At 60.3% G+C, this 24,680-nt stretch carries 21 protein-coding genes; 13 read left to right on the top strand and 8 right to left on the bottom strand.

Translation table 11 applies throughout. The features are described from left to right. Positions 1 to 50: 50 nt before the first annotated feature. The gene (gene aroQ / locus OF385_RS11925; RefSeq protein ID WP_264275552.1) at positions 51 to 503 is read left to right on the top strand and encodes a type II 3-dehydroquinate dehydratase; all 453 of its coding nucleotides are present in this window, start codon (positions 51 to 53) and stop codon (positions 501 to 503) included. 10 nt (positions 504 to 513) lie between these two features. Here the strand turns inward: aroQ and OF385_RS11930 are convergent, their stop codons facing one another. Beyond that, entirely contained in the window at positions 514 to 1,704 is a 1,191-nt protein-coding gene (locus OF385_RS11930) for a MarP family serine protease (RefSeq protein ID WP_264275553.1), read from the bottom strand. Positions 1,705 to 1,908: 204 nt separating this feature from the next. On the opposite strand from OF385_RS11930, the gene OF385_RS11935 reads away from it, so the two are divergent. Then, positions 1,909 to 2,586, top strand: a complete 678-nt coding sequence (locus OF385_RS11935) for a Crp/Fnr family transcriptional regulator (RefSeq protein ID WP_022874282.1) — start codon at positions 1,909 to 1,911, stop codon at positions 2,584 to 2,586. Between the two features lie 77 nt (positions 2,587 to 2,663). On the opposite strand, the gene OF385_RS11940 is transcribed toward OF385_RS11935, so the two are convergent. Next, positions 2,664 to 3,578, bottom strand: coding sequence for an NUDIX hydrolase (locus tag OF385_RS11940; protein ID WP_413467994.1), 915 nt, complete (start codon positions 3,576 to 3,578; stop codon positions 2,664 to 2,666). A gap of 61 nt (positions 3,579 to 3,639) precedes the next feature. Then, the gene (locus tag OF385_RS11945) at positions 3,640 to 4,116 is read right to left on the bottom strand and encodes a RidA family protein (RefSeq protein ID WP_264275555.1); all 477 of its coding nucleotides are present in this window, start codon (positions 4,114 to 4,116) and stop codon (positions 3,640 to 3,642) included. Positions 4,117 to 4,341: 225 nt separating this feature from the next. Here OF385_RS11945 and OF385_RS11955 point away from each other — a divergent pair, with 225 nt between their 5' ends. The 4 genes from OF385_RS11955 to OF385_RS11970 all read left to right on the top strand — a co-directional run bounded on the left by OF385_RS11955 (position 4,342) and on the right by OF385_RS11970 (position 11,664). Next, on the top strand, positions 4,342 to 6,774 hold the full coding sequence (locus OF385_RS11955; protein WP_264275556.1) for a transglycosylase domain-containing protein: 2,433 nt from the start codon (positions 4,342 to 4,344) through the stop codon (positions 6,772 to 6,774). A 135-nt stretch (positions 6,775 to 6,909) separates the two neighbouring features. Beyond that, entirely contained in the window at positions 6,910 to 7,863 is a 954-nt protein-coding gene (locus OF385_RS11960) for a metallophosphoesterase (protein ID WP_264275557.1), read from the top strand. A 172-nt stretch (positions 7,864 to 8,035) separates the two neighbouring features. Beyond that, the gene (locus OF385_RS11965; protein WP_264275558.1) at positions 8,036 to 9,853 is read left to right on the top strand and encodes an ABC transporter ATP-binding protein; all 1,818 of its coding nucleotides are present in this window, start codon (positions 8,036 to 8,038) and stop codon (positions 9,851 to 9,853) included. A gap of 2 nt (positions 9,854 to 9,855) precedes the next feature. Continuing rightward, the gene (locus OF385_RS11970; protein WP_264275559.1) at positions 9,856 to 11,664 is read left to right on the top strand and encodes an ABC transporter ATP-binding protein; all 1,809 of its coding nucleotides are present in this window, start codon (positions 9,856 to 9,858) and stop codon (positions 11,662 to 11,664) included. An 82-nt stretch (positions 11,665 to 11,746) separates the two neighbouring features. Here the strand turns inward: OF385_RS11970 and OF385_RS11975 are convergent, their stop codons facing one another. Together OF385_RS11975 and purD are read right to left on the bottom strand one after the other, a co-directional pair. Further along, a complete protein-coding gene (locus OF385_RS11975; protein WP_264275560.1) occupies positions 11,747 to 12,652 on the bottom strand; it encodes a phosphoribosylaminoimidazolesuccinocarboxamide synthase in 906 nt (301 codons plus the stop codon). 15 nt (positions 12,653 to 12,667) lie between these two features. Then, entirely contained in the window at positions 12,668 to 13,954 is a 1,287-nt protein-coding gene (gene purD / locus OF385_RS11980; protein WP_264277916.1) for a phosphoribosylamine--glycine ligase, read from the bottom strand. Between the two features lie 181 nt (positions 13,955 to 14,135). On the opposite strand from purD, the gene OF385_RS11985 reads away from it, so the two are divergent. The 5 genes from OF385_RS11985 to purM all read left to right on the top strand — a co-directional run bounded on the left by OF385_RS11985 (position 14,136) and on the right by purM (position 18,702). Further along, positions 14,136 to 15,065, top strand: coding sequence for an asparaginase (locus OF385_RS11985; protein WP_264275561.1), 930 nt, complete (start codon positions 14,136 to 14,138; stop codon positions 15,063 to 15,065). Between the two features lie 81 nt (positions 15,066 to 15,146). After that, positions 15,147 to 15,527, top strand: coding sequence for a sterol carrier family protein (locus OF385_RS11990; protein WP_081638022.1), 381 nt, complete (start codon positions 15,147 to 15,149; stop codon positions 15,525 to 15,527). Positions 15,528 to 15,531: 4 nt separating this feature from the next. After that, positions 15,532 to 15,858 (top strand): hypothetical protein, encoded by a 327-nt coding sequence (locus OF385_RS11995; protein ID WP_157379059.1) that lies wholly within the window; start codon positions 15,532 to 15,534, stop codon positions 15,856 to 15,858. Positions 15,859 to 15,962: 104 nt separating this feature from the next. Continuing rightward, positions 15,963 to 17,486 carry an amidophosphoribosyltransferase gene (gene purF, locus OF385_RS12000; RefSeq protein ID WP_264275562.1) on the top strand — a complete coding sequence of 508 codons (1,524 nt, stop codon included), beginning with the start codon at positions 15,963 to 15,965 and terminating at the stop codon, positions 17,484 to 17,486. 76 nt (positions 17,487 to 17,562) lie between these two features. Continuing rightward, positions 17,563 to 18,702, top strand: coding sequence for a phosphoribosylformylglycinamidine cyclo-ligase (gene purM / locus OF385_RS12005; protein ID WP_264275563.1), 1,140 nt, complete (start codon positions 17,563 to 17,565; stop codon positions 18,700 to 18,702). Positions 18,703 to 18,770: 68 nt separating this feature from the next. Here the strand turns inward: purM and OF385_RS12010 are convergent, their stop codons facing one another. Both OF385_RS12010 and OF385_RS12015 read right to left on the bottom strand, forming a co-directional pair. After that, a complete protein-coding gene (locus OF385_RS12010; protein WP_264277917.1) occupies positions 18,771 to 19,661 on the bottom strand; it encodes a Sir2 family NAD-dependent protein deacetylase in 891 nt (296 codons plus the stop codon). Positions 19,662 to 19,852: 191 nt separating this feature from the next. Further along, positions 19,853 to 20,071, bottom strand: coding sequence for a DUF3073 domain-containing protein (locus OF385_RS12015; protein WP_060703458.1), 219 nt, complete (start codon positions 20,069 to 20,071; stop codon positions 19,853 to 19,855). A 222-nt stretch (positions 20,072 to 20,293) separates the two neighbouring features. Here OF385_RS12015 and OF385_RS12020 point away from each other — a divergent pair, with 222 nt between their 5' ends. Further along, the gene (locus OF385_RS12020; protein ID WP_264275564.1) at positions 20,294 to 20,962 is read left to right on the top strand and encodes a septum formation family protein; all 669 of its coding nucleotides are present in this window, start codon (positions 20,294 to 20,296) and stop codon (positions 20,960 to 20,962) included. Positions 20,963 to 21,031: 69 nt separating this feature from the next. Here OF385_RS12020 and clpB read toward each other — a convergent pair whose 3' ends face one another. After that, a complete protein-coding gene (gene clpB / locus OF385_RS12025) occupies positions 21,032 to 23,620 on the bottom strand; it encodes an ATP-dependent chaperone ClpB (RefSeq protein WP_264275565.1) in 2,589 nt (862 codons plus the stop codon). A 169-nt stretch (positions 23,621 to 23,789) separates the two neighbouring features. On the opposite strand from clpB, the gene OF385_RS12030 reads away from it, so the two are divergent. After that, entirely contained in the window at positions 23,790 to 24,287 is a 498-nt protein-coding gene (locus OF385_RS12030) for a DinB family protein (protein WP_264275566.1), read from the top strand. The last annotated feature ends 393 nt before the right edge of the window (positions 24,288 to 24,680 follow it).

The following is a 24,680-nucleotide window of genomic DNA, read 5'->3' on the forward strand; positions in this document are numbered from 1 at the left end:
TCAATAAACAATTGCCGAGGTTGCCGGCGCTGTGCACTAGATTTGAGTCCATGACTGAGAACGCATCACGCACGATTCTGCTGCTCAATGGGCCCAACCTGAACTTGCTGGGCACCCGAGAACCGCAGATCTATGGACATGACACCCTCGCCGATGTTGAACAGCTGGCTCGTGATACCGCAGCCGCCCATGGTTTCGAATTGCGCGCCCTGCAGTCCAACCATGAAGGGGTGCTCATCGACGCCATTCACGAGGCTCGAACCAGCGCGGCGGGCATCGTGATGAACCCGGGAGCCTTCACCCACACTTCGGTGGCCATCGCCGATGCGATCAGCGGCGTGCAGTTGCCCCTGATCGAAGTGCACATTTCCAATGTCCACCAGCGCGAGTCATTCCGCCACCACTCGTACGTCTCCCCCGTCGCCAGCTCGATCATCGTGGGAGCGGGGGTCAACGGCTACAAGCTGGCGGTGGAGCAGCTGGCGTACCTGCTGGACAACTAGTCCGCCTGGGCTAGTTGGCGATGCAGTCCCCGGTTTTCACCGTGCTGCGCTGCGAGCCGCCGCGCTCCATGGCGCGTTCCATCTCTTCGAGGCTCAACGCGAAGCCGACCTGTTCGTCGCTGCGCGACTTGGCGAAGATCAATCCGACCGCGTCGCCGTTTTCATCCAGCAGCGGTCCCCCGGAATTTCCCTGGGCTACTTCGGCGGTGAGCTGGTAGACGGAGATCCGCGACGGATCGGTGCCGTAGATGTTGGCAATGGAGACATTGGCCCGCGAAGCGATGAGCGCGCTGCCGATCTGCTGCGGACCACCTGCCGGGTAGCCGATGAACGCGGCGGCGTCCCCGCGGGTCAGGTCATCATCGGCCAGATCGATGGCCGGAGTTTCAAGGCCCTGCACGTACAGCAGCGCAATATCGGTCACGGGATCGAAGTAAACCACTTTTCCACGGTGAACTTCGTCACGACCGGTCTCCACCGTCGCCGACCCCAAACCGGCCACGACATGGGCGTTGGTCATCACCATTTCGGGTGCCACGACAAAACCGGAACCGGTCAGGTTCACACCGCACTGCACTGCGGTGCCTGAGACCTTGGCCGCCGACTGCGCAGCAGCTAGCTGCAGGTCCGAAGCTTCCCAATGGGTGTCCACGGGCTGCTCCACCGATGGCGCGAAGGGCTCCAGAAATGCTGGCAGGGTTTCTGCGATGACCTTGGAGCGGGCGGTGGAAATCGCCGAGTTCACGAAGGCCGGGGTTGCGCCGCGAATGGCCGTGATCAAGTTGGACTTGCCGATCTCCAAAGAGAGCCTCGGAATACCCATGCTGGCGGTGGAAAAGGCCAGCGCGCCAATGATTGTGGCGGTAATCAGCACCGAGAGCACACCACCAGCGAGGCGGTCCGCGGAGCGCAGGAAGTCGACATTCATCCAGTGGCGAATGCGGGTAGCGATGACCCGGCCAAGTGCCTGGCCAAGGATGATCAGCACGGCCGCGGTACCGGCCATCAGCGCTACTCTCCACCATGGGTTGCTGGCGAAGGTGGATACCAGCGGAATGGCAAAGAATGCTGCGACGCCTCCCAGGATAAGGCCCACCATGTCGCCTACGGTCAGCAGGAAACCGCGGCGGAGTCCGATGATGAAAAAGGTCAGCAAAACAGCGCAGATGACTACGTCGAGCCAGCTGAAAATTCCGAGCACCAAGACTCCAATGCGTTCAAGTACTTTGTATTAACCCAAGGTACCCTTAGAAGCTGATGGATTTCTGCGAGCATATTCGCGAGTTTTGACCGAATGAGCGTGACGTTCAACATTTTCTCGGTAAAACCACGTGTGGAAACTGTCACATTGTTACCGGATACGGCACAATGAAGTAAGCGCCTACTACTGTTGACAGGAGATTTAATGGATATCGAGGTACTGCGTCGCGCGCCACTGTTTGCGTCGCTTGGTGATGAAGTATTCGCCGCGCTCACCGAAGAATTGACCGAGGTTGATCTGTCCCGCGGTGCATCGGTGTTCCGTGAAGGCGATCAGGGCGACCGCCTGTACTTCATCGTTTCGGGCAAGATCAAGCTGGGCCGCACCTCTTCGGATGGTCGCGAAAACCTGATTGCTGTTCTTGGCCCAGGCGAACTGTTTGGCGAGATGGCCCTATTCGATCCACACCCACGCAATGCAACGGCAACCGCTGTTTCGGAAACCCGACTGGCTGGCCTGAGCCACGAGAACATGCGCAAGGCGATCCTGAACTCCCCTGAGGTCTCGATCCAGCTGCTGCAGGCTCTGGCTGCCCGTCTGCGTCGCACCAACGAGTCCCTCGCGGACTTGGTCTTCTCCGATGTTCCTGGCCGTGTTGCCAAGGCTCTGCTTGATCTTGCTGACCGCTTCGGCCGCCCGGCAACCGACGGCATCCTGGTAGCTCACGAGCTGACCCAGGAAGAGCTGGCCCAGCTGGTTGGCGCATCGCGTGAAACCGTAAACAAGGCTTTGGCTGAATTCGTTCAGCGCGGCTGGCTACGCCTGGAAGCACGCGCCGTCGTGATCCTGGACATCCAGCGTCTGCGTCAGCGTTCACGCTAACCCAAGCAAAATAGTGTGGGCCGAATATCCTTTTGGATATTCGGCCCACACTATTTTCAAGCTGAATTAACTGGCGTTTAATGGCCCGCGGTAGCTTGCCATGGACGGGACGATTCGGCACTCATTGAGCCGAGAACTTCCAGATAATAAATGCCGTCACGCACCAGTAAGTCAGGATGTTTCAAATCCAGGGAGCGTGCCCGCGACAAATATGCGACGACTCCGTTGGCGTCGGACATTGCTTCGAGCATCATTTCCACCGCTGGATAGCTGATCCTCGACAGGTTCAGCCCTACGGTGTTCGGCTGTCCCACCTCATCGCCCAGCTCGCTGGTATTGCGTTGCGCCAAAACCTTGCTGGCCACTTGCCAGCGGCCCCACTTGCCCTTGCCTCGGAGCAACGACGGTTCCTGGCGATTGGGGACGGTGGCAGCAAAATACCACGTATCAAATCTGCGCAGCGCAAAATTGGGATTCAGCCAGTGCGAGACGGGGCGCAGCAAGTCCGTGCGCAGGCCCAGGCCGCGGCGGCGGAGAAATTCGTCGAAGGAGAGATCCTGGCCCGCAATCGCTTCGCGGGCGCTCATCCACTCTTCGGGATCAGCCATTTCGACAATGGATTGCTCGTCGGTGCCGGCCAGCAGGATTCCGGTTTCTTCGAAGAGCTCTCGAATGGCGCACACGATATGCGCTTGGACCAGCTGCTGGTCCAGGACGTCCATCCGCTTGGACCACTGTGACAGGCTCGGGCCGAACCACTGGTAGCCGGCCCGGTCGCTGGCTTCATGACTGCCTCCCGGAAAGGCCACGTTGCCCAGCGGGGAGCCGCCGGGCCGGAAGGTCAGGTAAGTCTCCACGCCCTTCGAACAGTCCCTTACGAGGCACACCGAGGATGCGCGGCGCGGACTCCTGGGCGTGCGGGAGCCGAAGGTGAACCAATTCTCGGCTGTGGGGATCTGGTGTGGTGGCAGCTCAAAGATCCTGCGCACCATGCCGCTACGCGGCCCGCAAGGAAAAGCCTTGGCGGGCCGCATAGATGGCAATTGGAATGAACTACTCAAATTCCGCGATGACCTCAACCTCGACGGGAGCGTCCAGCGGCAGCACTGCTACACCCACTGCGGAACGTGAATGCAGGCCTGCATCCCCGAGCACTTCACCGAAGAATTCGGACGCGCCGTTGATGACTCCTGGCTGTCCAGTGAACGCCGGTGCCGACGCCACGAATCCGACAACCTTCACGATGCGCCTAATGCGATCTAGGTCACCGATCTCGGCCTTGATGGCAGCCAGCGCGTTCAGTGCGGCAACCTGTGCCTGGGCCTTGGCCTCTTCTGCTGAAACCTCAGCGCCAACCTTTCCCACAACTGGGAGTTCACCCTTAATCAGCGGAAGCTGACCAGAGGTGTAAACATAGTTGCCGGTGGTGACTGCTGGCAGGTACGCAGCAACGGGCTTGGCAACGTCTGGCAGGGTGTAACCCAGTTCGGTCAGTCGTGCTTCGACACGCGAGGAAGTCGCATCTTGCATGGGCTTTCTCTCCTTAAGGAAGTGTGTTTTCTTTACTCTTTTGGACGCTTCATATATGCCACTGGCGATGAACCGTTAGGGCCAGGAACAACGGTTACCAGCTCCCAACCATCATCCCCCCATTGGTCCAAAATCTGCTTTGTTGCGTGGATCAAAAGCGGCAAAGTGGCGTATTCCCATTTAGTCATACTGGATACGTTATCGCGTCCTTGTAAACTAGTGGGTATGGCAGCCAAGAAGTCCCCCTTTTTTGATACCGCCACCACCCTTGGGAAAGTCGTTGCATTCTTCGGAATCAGCGCCCTGTGTGGTGTGCTCGCAGCAGGCATGCTCGTGCCCGTTGCGGCGATCGCAAAAACCGGTTTGACCACCGGTAACAACATTGTTAGCGCGCTTCCGAGTTCGTTCGAAAAGCTTCCGATTTCGGAGCCTTCGACGATCCTCGATGCCGACGGCAAGACCATCGCGAATTTCTATCAGCAGAATCGCGAACCCGTGAAGATTGATGACATCTCGCCTTATATGCGCAAGGCCATCGTTTCCGTGGAAGATGAACGCTTCTACGAGCACAAGGGTGTTGACCCCCAGGGCATCGCCCGTGCCATCGTCGGAAACCTCACCTCGTCTTCCCGTTCGGGTGCATCGACGCTGACTCAGCAGTACGTGAACAACCTCTTGGTGAACAACCAGGAGCTCACTGGCTCTGAGGAATCGACCATTTCCGGTCAGAAGGATTACGCGGCCAAGATCCGCGAGCTCAAATACGCGGTGGCTATCGAAAAGGAAATGTCCAAGGACGAAATCCTTGAAGGCTACTTGAACCTGGTGCTGTTCTCGGGTCGCGAGTACGGCGTTCAGGCCGCAGCCCAGCGCTTCTACTCTGTTGATGCCAAGGACTTGAACGTCCAGCAGTCCGCCATGCTCGCCGGCATGGTCCAGCTGCCGAATGTCTACAACCCGATCAACAATCCAGAGCGCTCCCTTGACCGTCGCAACAAGGTGCTGGGCAACATGTACCGCACCGGCGCGATCAGCAAGAAAGAATACGACGATGCGGTGAAGTCCGGGCTTGAGCTCAAGCCAAGCACTTCACCATCGGGTTGCTCTTCCGCTGAGGACAACGCGTATTTCTGTGACTATGTCGTCAACTTGATTCTCAGCGACGACACTTACGGCAAGACCAAGGAAGACCGCGAAGGTCTTCTGTACCGTGGCGGCCTGACGATCAAGACCACCTTGAACAGCGAGCTGAACAAGAAGGCTGCCGCCGATGCTCGCAAGGCTATTGATCCGAACGCCAAGTCCAACAAGGACATCCACTCGTCGATTGTTTCGGTTCAGCCCGGTACCGGCAACATCTTGACCATGGCACAGAACACCACCTATGGTCCGGACAGCAAGAACTCCGGTTCAAGCACCTACTACAACTTCGCAGTGGAACGCTCGCTGGGTGGCGCTGGTGGCTTCCAGGGCGGCTCGACCATGAAGCCTTACACGACCTTGGGTTGGCTCACCGAGGGCAACCGCATGAGCGATACCATCAACGCGAAGAAGCAGGCCTTCCAGCCAGGAACCAAGTTCCGCGCATCCTGCCTTCCTGGTGGCACCGCAACAGTTGGCAGCAAATGGGAGCCAAAAAACGCTTCCCCGGGCTTCTACCGCCGCATGACCGTTGACACCGGCCTCTACTGGTCCATCAACACCGCGACAGTCCAGGAAGCGTTCCGAACCGACCTGTGCACCATCGCCGACTACACCAAGCGCTTGGGCGTCTTGGACCAGGATGCAGACAATGGCCAGCCGGGCCCCATCAGCCCAGCCAACCCATCGTTCATCATCGGTTCAGCCAACATCACTCCGCTCTCGCAGGCAGCAGCTTTTGCGACCTTCGCCAACAAGGGTGAATACTGCAAGCCACGTGCAATGACCAGCGTCGTCGACAAGGACAACAACGAGTACAAGGTTCCCCAGGAAACCTGCTCCCAGGAAATTGATCCGGCCTACGTCGCAGATCTAAACGGCACGCTGAAGAAGATTGCTACCAAGCGCGTTTCGAAGGGTCGCGTTGAAGGCCCGATCGCAGGCAAGACCGGTACTAACAACTACGCCACTTCGACTTGGTTTGTTGGTTACACCACCGGCATCGCGACCGCTACCTGGGTAGGCCGCCTGAATGGCAAGGCCGCAAACGAAACGAACGAGCTGCATGGCGCAATCATCAATGATGAGCAAGCTCCTGCCATGGTTGACTCTTCGACCTATGCAGCCCCGTTGTGGGTCGACTTCATGGAGGAAGCAGTCCTCCAATACGAGCGCAAGGGCTTTGGCAAAGCTGGCAACCGCCCGGATCCGGTAGTTCCGGACACTCCAGATGGCGCAATGTCTGATGGCGAAAAGGAAGACGCAGCAGCTGCCAAGGCTAGGGCCGCCGCAGAGGCCCGCGAGCGGGCCGAAGCTGAAGCGCGCGAAGAGGCTGAGGCTAAGCAGAAGGCAGCCGAGGAAAAGCAGAAGGCTGAAGAAGAGAAGAAGGAAGCCGAGGAAAAGAAGGAAGCCGAGGAGGAGAAGAAGGAAGCGGAAGAAAAGAAGAAGGAAGCCGAGGAAGACAAGAAGAAATCGCAGAAGTCTTCCCAGCCCAACCCTCCGAAGTCCTCCGATTAGCCGGGTGACCAACTAGCTGCTCCTGCGAAAGGCCGCGTTCAACTTTGGTTGGACGCGGCCTTTCGGTTTAGATTGGCAATAGCGGACTTCACCAGAAGTTGCCCCGGGGCACGAAAGGACGATGGCAAACAAGTCATGGTTGAACACAAAACATTTGCTGCATCACTACGTCATGCGGCCGGCACAACTGCTCTGGCGGCTGGTGGCGCTGTGGCCTTGGGTGGTGCACTCCTGGGCTATGGAATGCTGGAGACCCAGAAGTTCGGTCTTCGCCGCGAAACCCTGGGCGTCCTACCCCGAGGTGCCGCCGACATCAAGGTACTGCACCTCTCGGACATCCATATGGTTCCGGGACAGGAAACCAAGATCCAATGGCTGCGGGAACTGGCTGACCTCGAACCTGACTTCGTGATCAACACCGGCGACAATCTCAGCCACCGAAAAGCAATTCCTTCGTTGCTAAAGGCACTGGAGCCCCTTATGGCCTTCCCCGGCGCCTTCGTACCCGGGTCCAACTGCTACTACGCGCCCAAGCTCAAGAACCCGTTCAAGTACTTCGCGCGCAACGAGGGCATCCCCAATCCGTCCTCGCGGGATCAGCTTCCCTTCGAAGACATGCACCGGGCTTTCGGCTCCGCCGGTTGGGTGAATATGTCCAACCGTTCGCATTCAATGGTCCTGAACGGGCTGCGCCTGGACTTGAGCGGCGTGGATGATCCGCATATCAATCGCGACCGCTTCGCAGGCTGGCCACGCGGTTCCTCGACCAGCGACCAGGCTCCCCATGTTCGCATCGCGTTGACGCACGCTCCATACCAGCGGGTCCTGGACCAGTTCACCGAAGCGAAGGCCGATGTCATCTTTGCCGGGCACACCCATGGCGGACAGGTCTGCATCCCCGGCTACGGCGCACTGGTGTCCAATTGCGATCTGCCAACGTGGCGCGCCCGGGGCCTGAGCGATTGGGACTACGCAGGCAACTCTGTTCCCCTGAATGTCTCCGCCGGATTGGGAACCTCACGCTTTGCGCCGATTCGCTTTGCTTGCCCGCCAGAGGCAATTCTGGTGACGCTCACCGGACGCAATTAGCCTCAAAATCATCTTCTAGATCCCGGTCTTGCACGGATTATCGTGCCGGGCCGGGATTCGCTTAATCCTCATCTGAAGCAGTTCTTTCCTAAATGAGAAAATTGATTGAATTCTCTCAACCACTGACGGTAAGCTGAAGCTCTGTCTAACTTCTGGATGAATGCGGGGTACCGTGGCGCAAGCACAACAGGTCGACTCTAAGGACCCGGTTCCGCTCTCCGCAACGCTAAAGCGGCTTTACCCGTTTGTGAAGCCAATACTCCCCCGGCTGTTCTGCGGATTCCTCTGCGCGCTCGGTGCCGGAATCGTGGCCTTGGTCATCCCGCAGGTGCTGGCATGGCTCGTGAACTCCGTGTTGCACCGAGACGGCGACTCCTCCGAGGTCTGGATTTCCGTTGCCATCGTCGCTGCCTTGGGTTTTGTTGAAGCACTGCTGATCTACCTGCGCCGTCAATTCGTGCTGACCCCGGCCGCCGGCCTGGAAACAAAGATGCGCATCCGGTTCTACAGGCACCTTCAGCGCCTCCCGGTTGCATTCCACGAGCGTTGGGGATCGGGCCAGTTGCTCTCGCGCTCCATGTCGGATCTCTCGCTGCTGCGGCGCTGGCTCGCCTTCGGCGCGATGATGCTCGTCGTGGAAACCGTCACGGTCATTACCGGCTTGATCCTGATGTTCACCCACTCGTGGATTCTGGGATTGCTCTACCTTTTGGGCTCGATCCCCATAGCCATCCAGGCCTACCGCTTCCGCAATAAGTTCCGCGCCGCCAGCCGCCTGAGCCAAGACCAAGCCGGCGATCTCGCCACAGCGGTAGAAGAATCCGTGCACGGCATTCGCGTGATCAAGGCCTTTGGCCGCGGGCCGCACATTTTCGAAGGCTTCAACACCCAGGCCAAGTCGCTGCAGGAAACGGAAATCGCCAAAGCCAAAACCCTGGCCACCTTCCTGCTCACCGTCGTCGCAGTCCCGGAAACCATTTTGGGTATCGGCCTGTTCATCGGCATCGCCCAGGTCGCCAGCGGAACGTTGAGCGTCGGTTCCCTGGTCGCCTACTTTGCCATCGCCGCCGTCATCGCCGGGCCTGTCGAAGGCATGGGCATGCTGCTGGGAATGACGCTGAGCACCAAGACCGCGCTGGACCGCCACTTTGAAGTCATGGACGCGGCCAACGACATCGTCTCCCCCGAACAGCCCAAGGTCCCGCAGCAGCCTGATGGCACTGTGGCCCTGCGCCATGTGCGCTTTGCCTACGCCGACACCGCTGGCACGCATCGGCCGATCCTGGCCGATATCGATCTTCAGATCCGCCCGGGCGAAACCATGGCCCTGGTCGGCATCACCGGGTCGGGCAAATCGACCCTGCTGAACCTGATTCCCCGATTGCATGAAGCGACCGCCGGCGAGGTCTTGATCCATGGACAGAACGTCAAGGACTGGGACCTCGATCAGCTGCGCACCGAGATTGCGGTGGCTTTCGAAGACACCACGCTGTTCTCCACCACCATCCGGGACAACGTCCTGCTGGGCGCGCCGGAATCCCTGGATGGGGAAGAACGCGAAGCACTGCTCGCTGAGGCCCTCGACGTCGCCCAAGCCCACTTCACCTACTCTCTGCCCCAAGGCGTCGACACGCTCATCGGAGAAGAAGGGCTCTCCCTCTCCGGCGGACAGCGCCAGCGTATCGCCCTGGCTCGCGCCATCGCGGCCCGTCCGAGAGTGCTGGTCCTCGATGACCCGCTCTCGGCACTCGACGTGCGAACCGAAGAACTAGTCACCGAAAAGCTGCGCGAGGTCCTCGCCGGAACCACCACCCTGATCGTGGCGCACCGCCCCTCCACCGTGATGCTGGCAGACCGCGTGGCATTGCTCCGCGACGGCCGCATTGATGCGGTGGGCAGCCACACCCACCTGCTGAGCACGAACGAACATTACCGATTTGTCATTGCCAGCCTGGATGACGAAGAACTATCAACCACCGAGGAGGCCTGAAGATGAGTAAGCCACTAGGTGTCGCCAACGAGGACTCCATCAAGCTTTCCGCTGCTGATCGCAAGGTCGTGCGCCAGCGATCTTTCCGCCTGCTCGCTGCCCTCGCCTTGCCGCAGAAGAAGCTCTTCATCCTCACAGTCGTGTTGGTCCTGGTTTCCAACGCGGCACGCGTGCTGTTGCCAATCATCATCGCCTTTGCCATCGATTGGACCCTGCCACAGGTCCGCGAGGGCAACTGGGGCGCTTTGGGGATCACTGGCGCGGGATACATCGTGTGCGCGATTCTCAGCGGCGTCTTGCTGGCCTGGTATATCAATTCCGCCGCAAAGATTTCGCAAGCCATGTTGCTGGATCTGCGCCAGCAGGTCTTCCGCCATACCCAGCGGCTCAGTCTTGAATTCCATGAGAATTACACATCGGGACGCATTATTTCCCGCCAGACTTCTGATCTGGAAACCCTGCGGGAATTGTTGGACCAGGGCGTCTCGGAATTGGCGTCCTCCTGCGTCTTCATCGTCTTCACGCTGATTTCGATTTTCCTGCTGGACTGGCAAAGCGGACTCGTGGTCTGCATCGCCGCCGTTCCGGTAGCCATCCTGTTCTTCTGGTACCAGCGCCGTTCCGAGGTCTTGTACCGTGAATCCCGTGTCGTTTCCGCCAAGGTCATCTCGACATTCGTGGAAACCATGACCGGTATCCGCGCAGTGAAGGCCTTTCGCCGCGAACGTGCCAATGATGAAAACTACCAAGGCATCGCTGAGAAGTACCGTGATAATTCGGTACGCTCTTTCAACCTCTTTGGCATCTTGCAGCCAGGCCTGGTCCTGATTGGCAACCTTGCGGTCGCGGCGCTTCTTGCCTACGGCGGATTCCGCATCATGAACGGCTCCATGGAAGTCGGTGCCATGGTGGCCATCCTCCTGGCTTCCAAGCGGCTCTTCCAACCCGTTGAGCACATTGCGATGTTCTACTCGTCTTTGCAGTCCGCAACTGCAGCCTTGGAAAAGGTCTCAGGACTCCTGGAAGAAGAACCCACCGTGCTTGAGCCAGAACATCCCAAGAGCATTCGCAAGGTGTCCGGCGATCTGCAGTTCAAGGATGCGGTCTTCGGCTACGGTGACGGCCCCATCATCATGGAGGAATTCGATCTGCACATTCCAGCGGGTCAGACCGTTGCTGTTGTGGGTCAAACCGGTGCCGGCAAATCTACGCTCGCCAAGCTGATTGCGCGCTTCTACGACCTGCGATCGGGCACATTGAATCTGGATTCAGTGCCGATCAAGGAGCTGTCGAATAAGGAACTGCGCCAGCATGTGGTCATGGTGACCCAGGAAGCATTCCTGTTCTCCGGGTCAGTAGCCGAAAATATCGCCCTGGGCCGGCCTGGTGCTTCGATGGAGGACATCCACGCCGCGGCACTAGCGGTGGGCGCCCACGAGTTCATCCTGGATCTTCCCGAGGGCTACGACACCGATGTGAATAAGCGCGGCGGACGCGTCTCGGCAGGACAACGACAGCTGATCTCCTTTGCCCGCGCCTTCTTGGCAGATCCCGCGGTCTTGATCCTGGATGAAGCGACCAGCTCCCTTGATATCCCTTCGGAGCGTGCGGTTCAGCGCGGCCTGCAGACGTTGCTTGGCAATCGCACGGCGCTGATCATCGCCCACCGCCTCTCGACGGTTCAAATCGCTGACCGCGTCCTGGTAGTCCACGATGGCAAGATCGCAGAGGATGGCACCCCGCAGCAGTTGATTGCCGATAATGGCCATTTCGCCGCCTTGCACAAGGCGTGGACGGATTCGCTGGTCTAGGCAAGCCCAGATAGAAGCAGCCCCTGGCGGCTCAGAGAATTTCTGAGCCGCCAAGGGGCTGCTTTGATGCGTCCTGCCGGAACTAGGCAGTGAAGCTCTTGCCAGTCAGGCGTTCATAGGCTTCGATGTACCGGGCACGGGTCTTCTCGACAATCTCAGCGGGCAGCCGCGGAGGCTGCTCGCCGGAGTTCTTGTCCCAGCCAGATGCCTCGCTGGTCAACCAGTCGCGCACGAACTGCTTGTCGAAGCTCGGCTGGGCTTGGCCTGGCTGGTACGCCGTGGCGTCCCAGAAACGCGAGGAGTCCGGGGTCAGCACTTCGTCGCCCAAGGTGACCTCGCCAGTGGCAGGATCTGCGCCGAACTCGACCTTGGTGTCCGCCAAGATGATCCCGCGGGCGCGGGCAATCTGCTCAGCCTGCTCGTAAAGTGCCACGGTCTTCTCGCGCAGGGCCTCGGCAACTTCGCTGCCAACGCGCTCAACTGTCTGCTCATAAGTGATGTTCTCGTCGTGCTCCCCTACCTCGGCCTTCGCCGATGGGGTGAACAACGCAGGCTCCAGGCGGGAGCCATCCACCAGGCCTCCAGGCAATGGCAGGCTGCACACGGTCTTGGAGACCTTGTACTCAGCCAGGCCCGAACCGGTGAGATATCCGCGAGCGATGCATTCGATCGGGTACATTTCCAGCTTCTTGCAGACCATGGCACGCCCGGCCACGGCTTCTGGAACGTCGGTAGAGATCACGTGGTTGGCGAAGCCGCCCAGCTGCTCGAACCACCACAGGCTCAGCTGGGTCAGGACCTTGCCCTTATCCGGGATCTCGCTGGTGAGCACAAAATCATAGGCGCTGATGCGGTCCGAAGCGACGACCAGCACGCGGTCGGTGTCCTCGAAGCTCGTGCCTGCCGGCACGTAGAGGTCTCGAACCTTGCCCGAGTAGAAGTGGTCCCAACCTTCAAGGTCGAGAACTTCGGTCTGGAATCCTGCCATAAATATCTGGTCCTCTTACTTGCTTTGATCAGCGACGACAATTTCGCCGCGTTCGGCCTTCAGCGCGATATCGGTGCGCGACTGGGCACCATCCCAGCTGATCTCGGCGACGCCCGCATACGCCGCCTTGCGAGCAGCTGCCAGGTCATCTCCCAGGCCAACGACGGCAAGCACGCGTCCGCCGGAAACGACGATGTTGCCGTCTGCATCGGCGGAGGTGCCGGCGTGCATCACGTGCACGTTCTCCAACGCGTTCGCAGCATCCAGCCCGGAAATCACGGCGCCCTTCACCGGGCTGTCCGGGTAGTTCTCAGCGGCGATGACAACATCAACGGCGGTAAGCGGCGACCAGTTCAGCTGTTCGGCATCATCGAGCTGGCCCTTGGCAGCGGCGAGCAATACGCCGCCCAGCGGGGTCTTCAGGCGGGCAAGGACTGCTTGGGTCTCCGGGTCGCCGAAGCGTGCATTGAATTCGATGACGCGGATACCGCGCTTGGTCACGGCCAAGCCGCAGTAGAGTACGCCGGTGAACGGGGTGCCGCGCTTTTCCATTTCACGCAGGGTCGGGTAGGCGACGCGTTCCATGACTTCGTCGACGAAGTTCTCTGGCAGCCACTCAAGCGGCGAGTAGGCGCCCATGCCGCCGGTGTTCGGACCTTCGTCATTGTCGAATATGCGCTTGAAGTCCTGCGCAGGCGACAGCGGAACGGCGTGCTTGCCGTCGCAGATCACGAACAGGGAAACTTCTGGGCCATCGAGGAATTCTTCGATGACCACGGTGCCACCGGCTGCGAAGCAGGCTTCGGCATGCTCCAGTGCTTCGTCGCGGTCCGAGGTGACCACGACGCCCTTGCCGGCGGCCAGGCCATCGTCCTTGACCACATACGGTGCGCCGAAGTCATCCAGTGCGCTGGCTGCTTCCTCGCGGTTGGTGGCCACGTGGGCCATGGCGGTGGGCACTTCTGCCGCAGCCATGACGTTCTTGGCAAAAGCCTTTGATGCCTCAAGCTGCGCTGCAGCTTTGGTAGGACCGAAGACCGGAATGCCGGCTTCGATCAGGGCATCGGAGACACCGGCTGCCAGTGGCGCTTCCGGACCGACAACTACCAGGTCGCTGGCCAGTTCGCGGGCCAGCGCGAGAACCGCGGCAGGATCCTGCGCGTCGATGTTGTGGGTGGTGACGTCCTGTTCGATGCCGGCGTTGCCGGGGGCACAATGGACTTCTTTGACGTAGGGGTCTGCACTCAGTGCTCGGACAATTGCATGCTCACGGCCGCCTGGGCCAATAACCAGTACCTTCACCCGGCCGAGTTTACCGGAGAATTCGCGGGCGGATGCCGTCTGTGACATCCATTGAACCTGTGCTGTGAACCCCACCGGCAACAGCTCAGCGCCGTGCCGATGGGCAAGGGACATCCCAGACGAATAAACTGGGGGAATGGACCGATCCGTGGATATTTCCGATTGCTCGCAGTTAGTGCAAGTGAGCCGCAATGGAGTCACCGAGTCACGGCACTATGGGGTCGCGGTGGTCTTGGATCCGGACGGCTTAGCACTTTTGTCGCTGGGAAACCCTGACGCTTTGATCTTCCCGCGATCTGCCGTGAAGCCCTTCCAGGCGATTGCCTCATTACGATGCGGCGCCGAACTCACGGACGTGCAGGTGGCCCTGGCCTGCGCAAGCCACGTCGGCACTTTCGAGCACCAGGATGTGGCCCGCGCGATGCTCCAGGCCGGTGGTTTGGATGCTTCTGATCTCCAATGCCCGCAATCCTGGCCCGTTGATTCGGCAACCAGAACCCAAATGACCCTTGAGCACTGGCCCAAATCCGCGTTGGCTTTCAACTGCTCGGGCAAGCACGCAGGATTCCTGCTCGCCGCAAAAGCCTTGGGCGCTGAGACTGCCAGCTATCTGGATCCGGTTCATCCGGTCCAGCAGACGGCCCACGCGGTCCTCGAGGAGTTCTGCGGGCCGATCCATTTCACGGGCATCGATGGCTGCGGGGCCCCAGCTGTCCAAATGTCGTTGCAGAGCCTCGCCCAGGGCTTCAGGCAACTTGTCGTGTCACAGCTGGCGGAGGCGCAACGCGTTGTCGACGCGATGCGACACCACCCTTGGGCCGTTAGAGGCAAAGGCCATCCCAATACGGAAGTCATCAAGCGGACCGGGGCCATCGCCAAGCTGGGTGCCGAGGGCGTGCTGGCCGTGGCGGCGCCCAGCGGGGTGACCGTAGCCATCAAGATGCTCGACGGCTCCGCCCGCGGCACCGATCTCCTGGCCCTGTCGCTCTTGCGCAAATTCGACGCCATCGAGGAAACTGCCTACCGCGAATTGCGCGCGCAATTGCAGCCAGCGGGCGCCACTGCCGGGGCACGTGCTGCTGGACTACAGTTGGCTGGGACAGATTTCTGATTTTCACTGCCTGGCTTCAAGCCATTCCAACAGGTGAATGTGACAGTTTTATGTCATCGAAGGAAAGAGATGAATCACTAAATGGCAATCAAGCGACGCGTTGATGAAAGCGCTGGTCGTGCAGCGGTCCGCGAGTGGGCTGGAACTACGCAAGGACAAGGAAAAATAGCCCGTCCGGTGTTGGCCATGGCAGTTCGCTACCTGCTGGAGGAATTAGCTTCTCGTGCCGAGGGCAATTCGGTCGAGGTGCGCATCCCTCCCTTTGGTGTGACTCAGTGCATAGCCGGCCCCCGGCACACCCGAGGCACCCCGCCGAATGTGGTCGAAATGCCTGCTGAATTATGGCTTTGCCTGGCGACCGGGCGAACCTCATGGGCGGATGCCCTGCAAACTGGGCAATTGCATGCCTCTGGACTTAGGGCAGACTTGTCCGCGCACCTACCACTTATTGAGTACGCTTAAGGGTATGGAGCAACACCCCGCTACCCCGACATCTGCAGATCAAAGTGTCGAAGTGCAAATTCACTCGGCACCTAAATTCTGGCCATTCATTCTGACCTTCGCCGTACTCGGCGCGCTGGTTGGCCTGGTCATTGGCTTGCTCGGCGAGCCTTCGCAGGAGTACACCCGTGCGTCAGCTTCCGGATTCTTCGCGATGTTCGGAGCTGGACTAGGTGTGGGTATCGGTGCGCTGGTGTTCGTGATCATTGATCGCTTCACCTCGCGCAAATCCACCAAGCATCTGGCAGTTCCTCTGGCCGAGGACACTGACACCAGCGGACAACCAGGCTAGGCAGCTTTTCCCTTCCACTGAAAAGCGGGCGGCCGCGCACCTGGCCGCCACCACCACACAAACGGTCGGTGTCGACCAAACCAGAACATGAGAGAATAACTGACATGGCGCGTGGCGATGGATTCTTAAATCACGACCTGCTTCCAGGCGAGAAGGGGCCGCAGGATGAATGCGGCGTTTTCGGCGTTTGGGCTCCCGGCGAAGAGGTTGCCAAACTGACCTACTACGGTCTGTATGCACTGCAGCACCGCGGGCAGGAATCGGCTGGCATTGCAACCAGTGATGGTGCCCGTATCAACGTCTACAAGGACATGGGCCTGGTCTCCCAGGTGTTCGACGAGAACACCTTGAACTCCATGCACGGCCAGCTGGCTGTCGGCCACTGCCGCTACTCCACCACCGGTGCCAGCCACTGGGCCAACGCGCAGCCTACCCTGGGCCCGACCCAGACCGGCACCGTGGCCTTGGCCCACAACGGCAACCTCACCAACTCTGCCGACCTCGCTGACATGGTTCTTGCCAAGCAGCAGGCCGAAGGCGGCAAGGTCCGTGGCGAAATCGCCCAGGGAAACACCACCGACACCGCTTTGGTCACCGCGCTGCTGGCCGGCGTCGAGGGCCAGTCGCTGGAAGAAACCGCGCTGGAACTGCTGCCGAAGATCCACGGCGCCTTCTGCTTCGTGTTCATGAACGAAGACACCCTCTACGCAGCCCGCGATCCTCACGGCGTGCGCCCGCTGGTCCTGGGCCGCTTGAACCGCGGCTGGGTGGTCGCCTCCGAGCAGCCGGCACTGGCTACCGTGGGCGCATCGTTCATCCGCGAAATCGAGCCAGGCGAAATGATCGCCATCGATGAAAACGGCGTGCGCTCCACCCGCTTCGCCGAAGCCACCCCCAAGGGCTGCGTTTTCGAGTACGTCTACCTGGCTCGCCCGGATGCCGCTATCGCCGGCCGCTCGGTGTACGAGTCCCGCGTGGAAATGGGCCGGCAGCTGGCCCGCGAGAACAACGCGGAAGCCGACATCGTCATCCCGGTTCCAGAATCCGGCACCCCGGCGGCCATCGGCTACGCCGAGGAATCCGGCATTCCCTTCACCCACGGCTTCGTGAAGAACGCCTATGTGGGCCGCACCTTCATCCAGCCGTCGCAGACCTTGCGCCAGCTGGGCATCAAGCTCAAGCTCAACGCCCTGGAAACCGTGCTGCGCGGCAAGCGCGTAGTGGTCGTGGATGACTCGATCGTGCGCGGCAACACCCAGCGCGCCGTGGTGCGCATGCTGCGGGAAGCCGGCGCCTCCGAGGTGCATGTGAAGATCTCCTCGCCTCCAGTGAAGTGGCCTTGCTTCTACGGCATCGACTTCGCTTCGCGCGCCGAGCTGATCGCCAATGGCGCTGCCGTGGACGAGATCGCGACCTCCATCGGCGCGGACTCGCTCGCCTACATCTCGGAAGACGGCATGATCGAAGCCACCCGCCAGCCACGCGAGCGTCTGTGCACCGCGTGCTTCACCGGTGACTACCCGATCGCGTTGCCGCATGAGGAACGCCGCGGCAAGAACCTGCTGGAGCGCGGCAACCAGCCAGGTTGCGAGCCCGGCCCGGATTCCGAATTCGAAAACGTCAGCTAATCCCCTTCTCCCCACTTACCTCGTTGCAAGCGGCACCGGAGAACCGGTGCTCACGACAGAAAAGGAACCCTCTGCCATGAGCGGCAATGATCAGCCAACTTCCATCACCTATGCCGGTGCCGGCGTTGACGTTGAGGCCGGTGACCGTGCCGTTGAGTTGATGAAGGGCGCGATCAAGGCGACGCATACTTCGGGTGTTGTCGGAGGCGTGGGCGGTTTCGCCGGGCTCTTCGATGTCTCCTTCCTGACCGGCTACAAGAAGCCTTACCTGGCGACCTCCACCGATGGCGTGGGCACCAAGGTGGCCATCGCCCAGAAGCTGGACATCCACGACACCATCGGCCAGGACCTGGTCGGCATGGTGGTTGATGACATCGTCGTAGTGGGCGCCAAGCCGCTGTTCATGACCGACTACATCGCCACCGGCAAGGTTGTCCCCGAGCGCATCGCCGACATCGTGCGCGGCATCGCCGAGGGGTGCAAGCTCGCTGGCACCGCGCTGGTGGGCGGAGAAACAGCTGAGCACCCAGGCCTGCTGGCCGAGGACGAATACGATGTTGCCGGTGCCGCCACCGGTGTCATCGAAGCGGATCAGCTGCTGGGCCCGGAGCGCGTGAAGGCTGGCGACGTCGTCATCGGCATGGCTTCCTCGGGAATCCACTCCAACGGCTACTCGCTGGTGCGCCGCGTGATCGCCCACGCCCAGTGGGAACTGGACCGCGAGGTGGCCGAGTTCGGCAAGACCCTGGGCCAGGAGCTGCTGGTTCCAACCCGCATCTACACCAGCGCCTGCCTGGATCTGATTGGCGAGTTGAACGACGGCGAGAACTTCGGCGTGCACGGCTTCAGCCACGTCACCGGCGGCGGCTTGGCTGCCAACCTTGCTCGCGTGCTGCCACAGGGCCTGATGGCTCGCGTGGATCGCTCCACCTGGGCCCTGCCTGCGGTCTTCTCCACCATTGCGCAGCTGGGCAACGTGCCGCAGCCGGATCTGGAGCGCACCTTGAATCTGGGCGTTGGCATGGTGGCCATCGTGGACCAGACCGTGGCAGACCGCGCCGTGCAGCTGCTGAACGGCGCTGGCATGGGCGCATGGGTCATGGGACAGGTTGAGAACCTGGATCCATCGGCCTCCGATGCCGGCTTGGACTTTGTCCAGGGCGCCAAGGGCGTTGACGGTGGCGCTGTGCTGCTGACCGGAGCCTACGCCAAGTAGTAGTAGTTCTTTCCCGTACGCAGCAATGCACCGCGCTGGAATCCAGTGCGGTGCATTGCTAATTTAATCTAGTCCAGTAGACTCAGCGCCATCTCCAGCGGAACTCGCCAGCGCCAGGTCGCCTTCTGCTCCCCGCGCACATGCCCATTGGTAATCAGCGCTACCGGCAGTTCCCTTTTCACGAAGTTCAGCAGGACCTTGTAGCCGCTCATCACTGCCAGAGAGGATCCGAGGACCAGCAGGGAGCTGGATTCGGCCTCCAGTGCGGACATGAGCTCTTTGCGCTCGGCGGGGACGCTCTCGCCGAAGTACACGACGTCGGGTTTCAGCGCGAAGGAATCGCAGTTCAGGCAGCGGACCATGACGAACTGGTCGATCAGATGCTGCGGGAGCTCCACGTCGCCGTCCGGGTTCACCGCAGAGGGGTCGATCTCCACCGCTTCGAGGTAGCCCTCATTGGCTGCTTCCAGGCGTACGTCGAAGTCCCGGCGGTCTTCGCTGAAGCCGCAGTTCAGGCAGCGGACCGTTGAGAGGTCACCATGGACCGGGATCACTCGTTGCGAACCGGCCTGCTGATGCAGGCCATCCACATTCTGCGTGATGATGCCGGTGATTTTTCCTTCGTGCTCCCAGCGCGCCAGCCGGCGGTGGATCTGATTGGGCTCTGCCTTGTCCATATGGCGCCAGCCGACGTAGCCTCGGGCCCAGTAGCGTTGGCGAGCCTCGGGGCGGTAGCGGAATTCCTGGTAGGTCATCGGGCGATGCCGTTGCAGCGAGCCATGGGGGCCGCGGTAGTCAGGGATGCCGGAGTCCGTGGAGACGCCCGCACCGGTGACTACCAAAACGTTGCCTGCGTCGAGCATTTGCTGGACACCGGCACGCGCTTCGTCTTGTGGTGACTCGGGGGCCTGTTCCTCCACTATGCGCTGCATCGAGCGGATCGCTGAGTGATGGGCCATCTGGATGGCTAGCTCTTCTTTGGTACTCACGTTCCACCTCATGCTTGTTGGACACGACAAAGGCCGCAACGACTTAAAGCTAATCTAGCTTAGTCGCTGCGGCATGTCGCAAAATGTACTGAAGAGCTGTACCACTGCGTGCTCAAGGTGTGGCACTCCGAGCCAAGAACTCCCGGTCTCAGAAAAGGATCTTAATCCTCGTCGTCGTCTCGCGAGTACTTCTTAGTCAGCTCGTCGTAATCCGAATATTCTTCGTCATACGATGAATCATTACGCTCGGTGTTCTGAGCATGATGATCGGACTGAACGCCCAATTCGCGTTCAAGTGCCGAAAGGTCAGTGGACGGCGAGTAGTACTTGATATCTCGCGCCTGACGCTGTGCTTTAGCCTTTTGACGGCCGCGCCCCATGGCGTGACCCCCTCTTTTCAGTAGAGTCGGGAGGTGGTCCATCTAATTAGATGAAGGCCCCCGAATATGTGATCAGTTCTTTCGTAATTAAAGGTTAACATGATTCACCGGCGAGCGCTGAACGCAACACTCGTCGATACCGCTAGACTGTCAATTAGTCCAACGACTATGTATTGAGCTGGCCAATAACTGTTTGCCCCCAACGACGAAGGAGCTCAGCAGGTGGTGGAAGAGAATCTGCCCGAGCCGCAGGCGGCTTTACCGCCATTGCAGCCCGAACCGGAAAAGCCCAAGCGGCATGGTGGCCAATGGGCCCTAATGATCATTGCTGTTTTGGCGCTGGCTGCTGCCGTGGTCTTCTTGGTGTTGCGCATCATAGATCCCCCCGCTTCGCCCGTTGCGAACAATGTGGAACGCAATGAAAACCCCGGCCTTGATGGCATCATCGCCACGGAAATGCCCCCTGTCCAATTGCAGCTCGGTGATTGCCTGCGTGGCTTCAACTCGCCGTTGGATCCGCAAACCGTGGTCACTTGCGATTCGGCGCATAATGCCCAGATGATCGGGTCCTTCGAAGTGACTGGCACCGATTACCCGGGCGCTGGCGAATTGCTGACGCAGTCCGAGGATCTGTGCAAGTCAGTCTCGCTCGATCCGAGCGCCGGGCTGGATTCCACCTGGACGTATCACTTCTCGCGTCCTTCGGAGAGCACTTGGGACCAGGGCGACCGCGCCGTGTCCTGTTTCTTGAGCTTGAAGGAAGGGAACGTGCGATCCTCGCTGTTGCCACCGGAAGCCACCGATGATGCTGCTGACGGCGATGTGGCTAAGCCTGAGGACCAGGGCGATGAGGCATCGAGCTCCAAGGCCGAAGAGACCACTGAAAGCTGATCAGTTCCAGAGCTTACGGGAGAAGGGCATGAACAGGTTTTTCTGTTCATGCCCTTCTCTTGCCTTGGACTAGCCCTTCTTCAGGACCTTCAGCTGGTCACCCAGCTCATCGAGAGTCACGTGAACGGTGTCCCCATCTTGCACGGTGCCAGCAAGGATTTCCTTGGCCAGCCGGTCACCGATCTCGCGCTGAACCAGCCGGCGCAGCGGCCGGGCGCCATAGGCAGGATCGTAGCCGGTCAAGGCCAGCCATTCGCTGGCCGCCTGATCCACATCCAAGGTCAGCCGGCGTTCTGTCAGGCGTTCGGAGAGCAGATCAATCTGGAGTTTCACGATGTTTCCCAGCTCTTCAATGCTCAGCGGATCGAAGAGGATCACCTCGTCGAGACGATTCAGGAACTCCGGCTTGAACGAAGCGTTGACGACGTTCATCACCGCGCTCTTCTTGGCCTCGTCTTCCAAGGCCGCATCCACCAGGAACTGCGACCCCAGGTTGGAGGTGAGGATCAGGATGGTGTTCCTGAAGTCCACGGTGCGACCCTGGCCATCGGTGAGGCGGCCATCGTCGAGTACCTGCAGCAAGATGTCGAAGACCTCGGGGTGCGCTTTCTCCACCTCGTCGAGCAGGATCACCGAGTAGGGGCGGCGGCGCACCGCCTCGGTGAGCTGTCCGCCTTCCTCGTAGCCTACATAGCCGGGAGGGGCACCGACCAGTCGGGAGACCGCATGCTTCTCGGAGTATTCAGACATGTCGATGCGCACCATGGCGCGCGGGTCATCAAAGAGGAAGTCCGCCAGGGACTTCGCCAGCTCGGTCTTGCCCACGCCTGTTGGGCCAAGGAACAGGAAGGAACCGGTGGGGCGGTTCGGATCTGCGATGCCGGCCCGGGTGCGGCGCACGGCATCAGATACGGCAGCCACGGCTTGCTTCTGCCCCATCAGCCGTTGGCCGATGATCTCTTCCATGTCCAGCAGTTTCTGGCTCTCGCCTTGCAACATGCGGCCAGCTGGGATTCCGGTCCATGCCGATATCACCTCGGCAATGTCATCCGCGGTCACTTCCTCGGCAACCATGCTCGGCTGCGCAGAGCGGTCCGCTTCGGCCTGGGCCGCGGCTTCGAGTTCTTTCTGCAACGCCGGGATCTCGCCATAGAGCAGGCGGGATGCTTTCTCCAAGTCGCCTTCACGCTGGGCCTTGTCTGCCTGGCCTCGCAGTTCATCGAGTTTGACCTTCAGATCACCGACACGGTTCAGTCCGGCCTTTTCGGATTCCCATTGCGAGTTCATCGCATCGAGCTTTTCCTTCTTGTCGGCCATGTCCTTGCGCAAGGCTTCCAGGCGTTCCACCGAGGCTGGATCCGTCTCATCAGACAGGGCCAGTTCTTCCATGGTCAGCCGGTCCACTTCACGGCGCAGCTCATCGATCTCCTCCGGGGCGGAGTCGATCTCCATGCGCAGTCGGCTTGCCGCTTCGTCGACCAGGTCAATGGCCTTGTCCGGCAGCTGCCGTCCGGAGATGTAGCGGTTGGACAGCGACGCGGCTGCGACCAGCGCGGAGTCGGCGATGGACACCTTGTGGTGGGCTTCGTAGCGTTCCTTGAGCCCGCGGAGGATGGCGATGGTGTCATCCACGCTAGGCTCCCCGACATACACTTGGGCGAAGCGGCGTTCGAGCGCCGGGTCCTTCTCGATGTTCTCCCGGTACTCGTCCAAGGTGGTGGCACCGATCAAGCGAAGCTCGCCTCGGGCCAGCATGGGCTTGAGCATATTGCCTGCGTCCATGGCTCCTTCTGAAGCGCCAGCGCCAACCACCGTGTGGATCTCATCGATGAAGGTCACGATCTGGCCGTCGGAGGATTTGATCTCTTCCAGCACCGCCTTGAGCCGCTCCTCGAATTCGCCGCGGTATTTCGCGCCGGCAACCATCGCTCCCAGATCCAGGGAAATCAGCGTCTTGCCTCGCAACGACTCCGGCACGTCGCCAGCGATCATGCGCTGGGCGAGGCCCTCGACTACGGCGGTCTTGCCAACACCGGGTTCGCCAATGAGCACGGGGTTGTTCTTCGTGCGGCGAGAAAGCACCTGGACCACACGACGGATTTCGCGGTCGCGTCCGATAACCGGGTCCAGTTTGCCCGAGCGCGCCAGTGCGGTCATGTCCGTGCCGAACTTTTCCAGAGATTGGAAGGTTGCCTCAGGATTCGGATTATCGACCTTGCGGTCGCCCCGGATGGTAGGCAGGGTCCCTACCAGCAGTTCGCGGGTGGCTCCGAATTCGCGCATGGCTTCGCCGGCCTTGGTCTGGTCGGCAGCGAGGGCAATGAGCAGATGCTCGGTGGACACGTAGGTGTCGCCCATTTCGGTGGCGGTTTCCTGGGCATTGCTGACCACCTGCAGAAGCTGGCGCGAGAACTGCGCCTGGGCTACGGAGCTGCCTGAGCTTGAAGGCAACGCGTTGATGGCGGCGCTGGCCTTGACTGAGAGCGCATCAACATCAAGCCCCGCCGTTTTCAGCAAGGCAACAGCGACCGAGTCGCGCTGGTCCAGCAGTGCCTTCAACAGGTGCGCAGGTTCAATCTGCGGGTTGCCTGCCGTTGAGGCGTTCATGCCGGAAGCTGAGAGGGCCTCTTGGCTCTTGGTGGTGAGTTTGGTGTCCACGCGCATCCTTTCCCTTGTTGGGTGAACCCATAAACTTGAGTGTACTTAACTCAACTCTACTCGCAGTCATCTTATTCCGCCTAGAGCCAGATTTCTGGTGATTATTTTGATCCTTGGCCCATGCCGGGATAACTCTGCATACACGCTGTTCACCGCGTTAGGATGAGGCATGCCGAACCCAGATTCACAGGACATCTATCAGCTCGATTACGACAGCATGGCCAAGGTGTTTATCGACCAGCACCGGCAGATGCTCATGACGTGCCTTGACGGCCTGACCGAAGAGGAAGCACGGGCGAACCTGGTTGAATCCAAGACCACGCTGCTCGGATTGGTCAAGCACGCGACGTTCGTCGAACGAGTTTGGTTCGGAGAAGCGGCTACTGGCAGGGACCGTTCGCAATTGGGTATCGCGGCAACCCCGGACAGCTCGTTTGCCTTGAAGACCACGGACACCATCGAATCCGTGCAATTCGACTATGCGCTGGCCGTCGAAGAATCCCGCCAAGTACTGAACGACAAGACGGGAGACGACGTCTTCCAGGGAAACCGCCGGGGGTCGTTGCCTGTCCGTTGGGTGTTATTGCATATGCTGCGTGAGTTGGCACAGCACTGCGGACACGCGGATATCCTGCGGGAACAGATCTTGACTTCACGAAAGCAGTAGTACCAGAAGCCAGAGCTGGACTTCGAAGAGGTCCTCGGCTGCACTCCCCACTTGCCACGAAACATCTGCCGGCGTGGCTGAAGAGAAACACAGCAGGCAGCTGTCCAGGCCTCTCCAGCACCATGGCCATGGAGCATCACGCGCGCAGATGCCGACGATGCAATGGGGAGCCCCGACGCAATGCTCTGCCAGATCCAAAGAATGGGTATTTACCTTGACGCACCCGGCTCCGGGCAACGTCAGCTGGGCCGGGGTCCAATGGAGACCCTGCGTGACTCCCAACCGCTCGACGGTATCGGGCAGACCCGTCGGTGCCGAACCTCCTGGCCATGACTTCGGGCGTCAAGCCCTGCTCCGGGAAGACTTTCGGTCAAGTCCGCAGCGGGTAAGCCC

The sequence above is a fragment of the Glutamicibacter sp. JL.03c genome, assembly GCF_025854375.1.
GTDB lineage: Bacteria > Actinomycetota > Actinomycetes > Actinomycetales > Micrococcaceae > Glutamicibacter.

Bases quoted from the DNA above. Each gene is read 5' to 3' on its own strand.
- aroQ (WP_264275552.1), top strand. From the start codon at position 51: ATGACTGAGAACGCATCACGCACGATTCTGCTGCTCAATGGGCCCAAC.
- OF385_RS11935 (WP_022874282.1), top strand. From the start codon at position 1,909: ATGGATATCGAGGTACTGCGTCGCGCGCCACTGTTTGCGTCGCTTGGT.
- OF385_RS11940 (WP_413467994.1), bottom strand. From the start codon at position 3,578: ATGGTGCGCAGGATCTTTGAGCTGCCACCACACCAGATCCCCACAGCC.
- OF385_RS11945 (WP_264275555.1), bottom strand. From the start codon at position 4,116: ATGCAAGATGCGACTTCCTCGCGTGTCGAAGCACGACTGACCGAACTG.
- OF385_RS11955 (WP_264275556.1), top strand. From the start codon at position 4,342: ATGGCAGCCAAGAAGTCCCCCTTTTTTGATACCGCCACCACCCTTGGG.
- OF385_RS11960 (WP_264275557.1), top strand. From the start codon at position 6,910: ATGGTTGAACACAAAACATTTGCTGCATCACTACGTCATGCGGCCGGC.
- OF385_RS11970 (WP_264275559.1), top strand. From the start codon at position 9,856: ATGAGTAAGCCACTAGGTGTCGCCAACGAGGACTCCATCAAGCTTTCC.
- OF385_RS11975 (WP_264275560.1), bottom strand. From the start codon at position 12,652: ATGGCAGGATTCCAGACCGAAGTTCTCGACCTTGAAGGTTGGGACCAC.
- OF385_RS11990 (WP_081638022.1), top strand. From the start codon at position 15,147: ATGGCAATCAAGCGACGCGTTGATGAAAGCGCTGGTCGTGCAGCGGTC.
- OF385_RS11995 (WP_157379059.1), top strand. From the start codon at position 15,532: ATGGAGCAACACCCCGCTACCCCGACATCTGCAGATCAAAGTGTCGAA.
- purF (WP_264275562.1), top strand. From the start codon at position 15,963: ATGGCGCGTGGCGATGGATTCTTAAATCACGACCTGCTTCCAGGCGAG.
- purM (WP_264275563.1), top strand. From the start codon at position 17,563: ATGAGCGGCAATGATCAGCCAACTTCCATCACCTATGCCGGTGCCGGC.
- OF385_RS12010 (WP_264277917.1), bottom strand. From the start codon at position 19,661: ATGGCCCATCACTCAGCGATCCGCTCGATGCAGCGCATAGTGGAGGAA.
- OF385_RS12015 (WP_060703458.1), bottom strand. From the start codon at position 20,071: ATGGGGCGCGGCCGTCAAAAGGCTAAAGCACAGCGTCAGGCGCGAGAT.
- OF385_RS12030 (WP_264275566.1), top strand. From the start codon at position 23,790: ATGCCGAACCCAGATTCACAGGACATCTATCAGCTCGATTACGACAGC.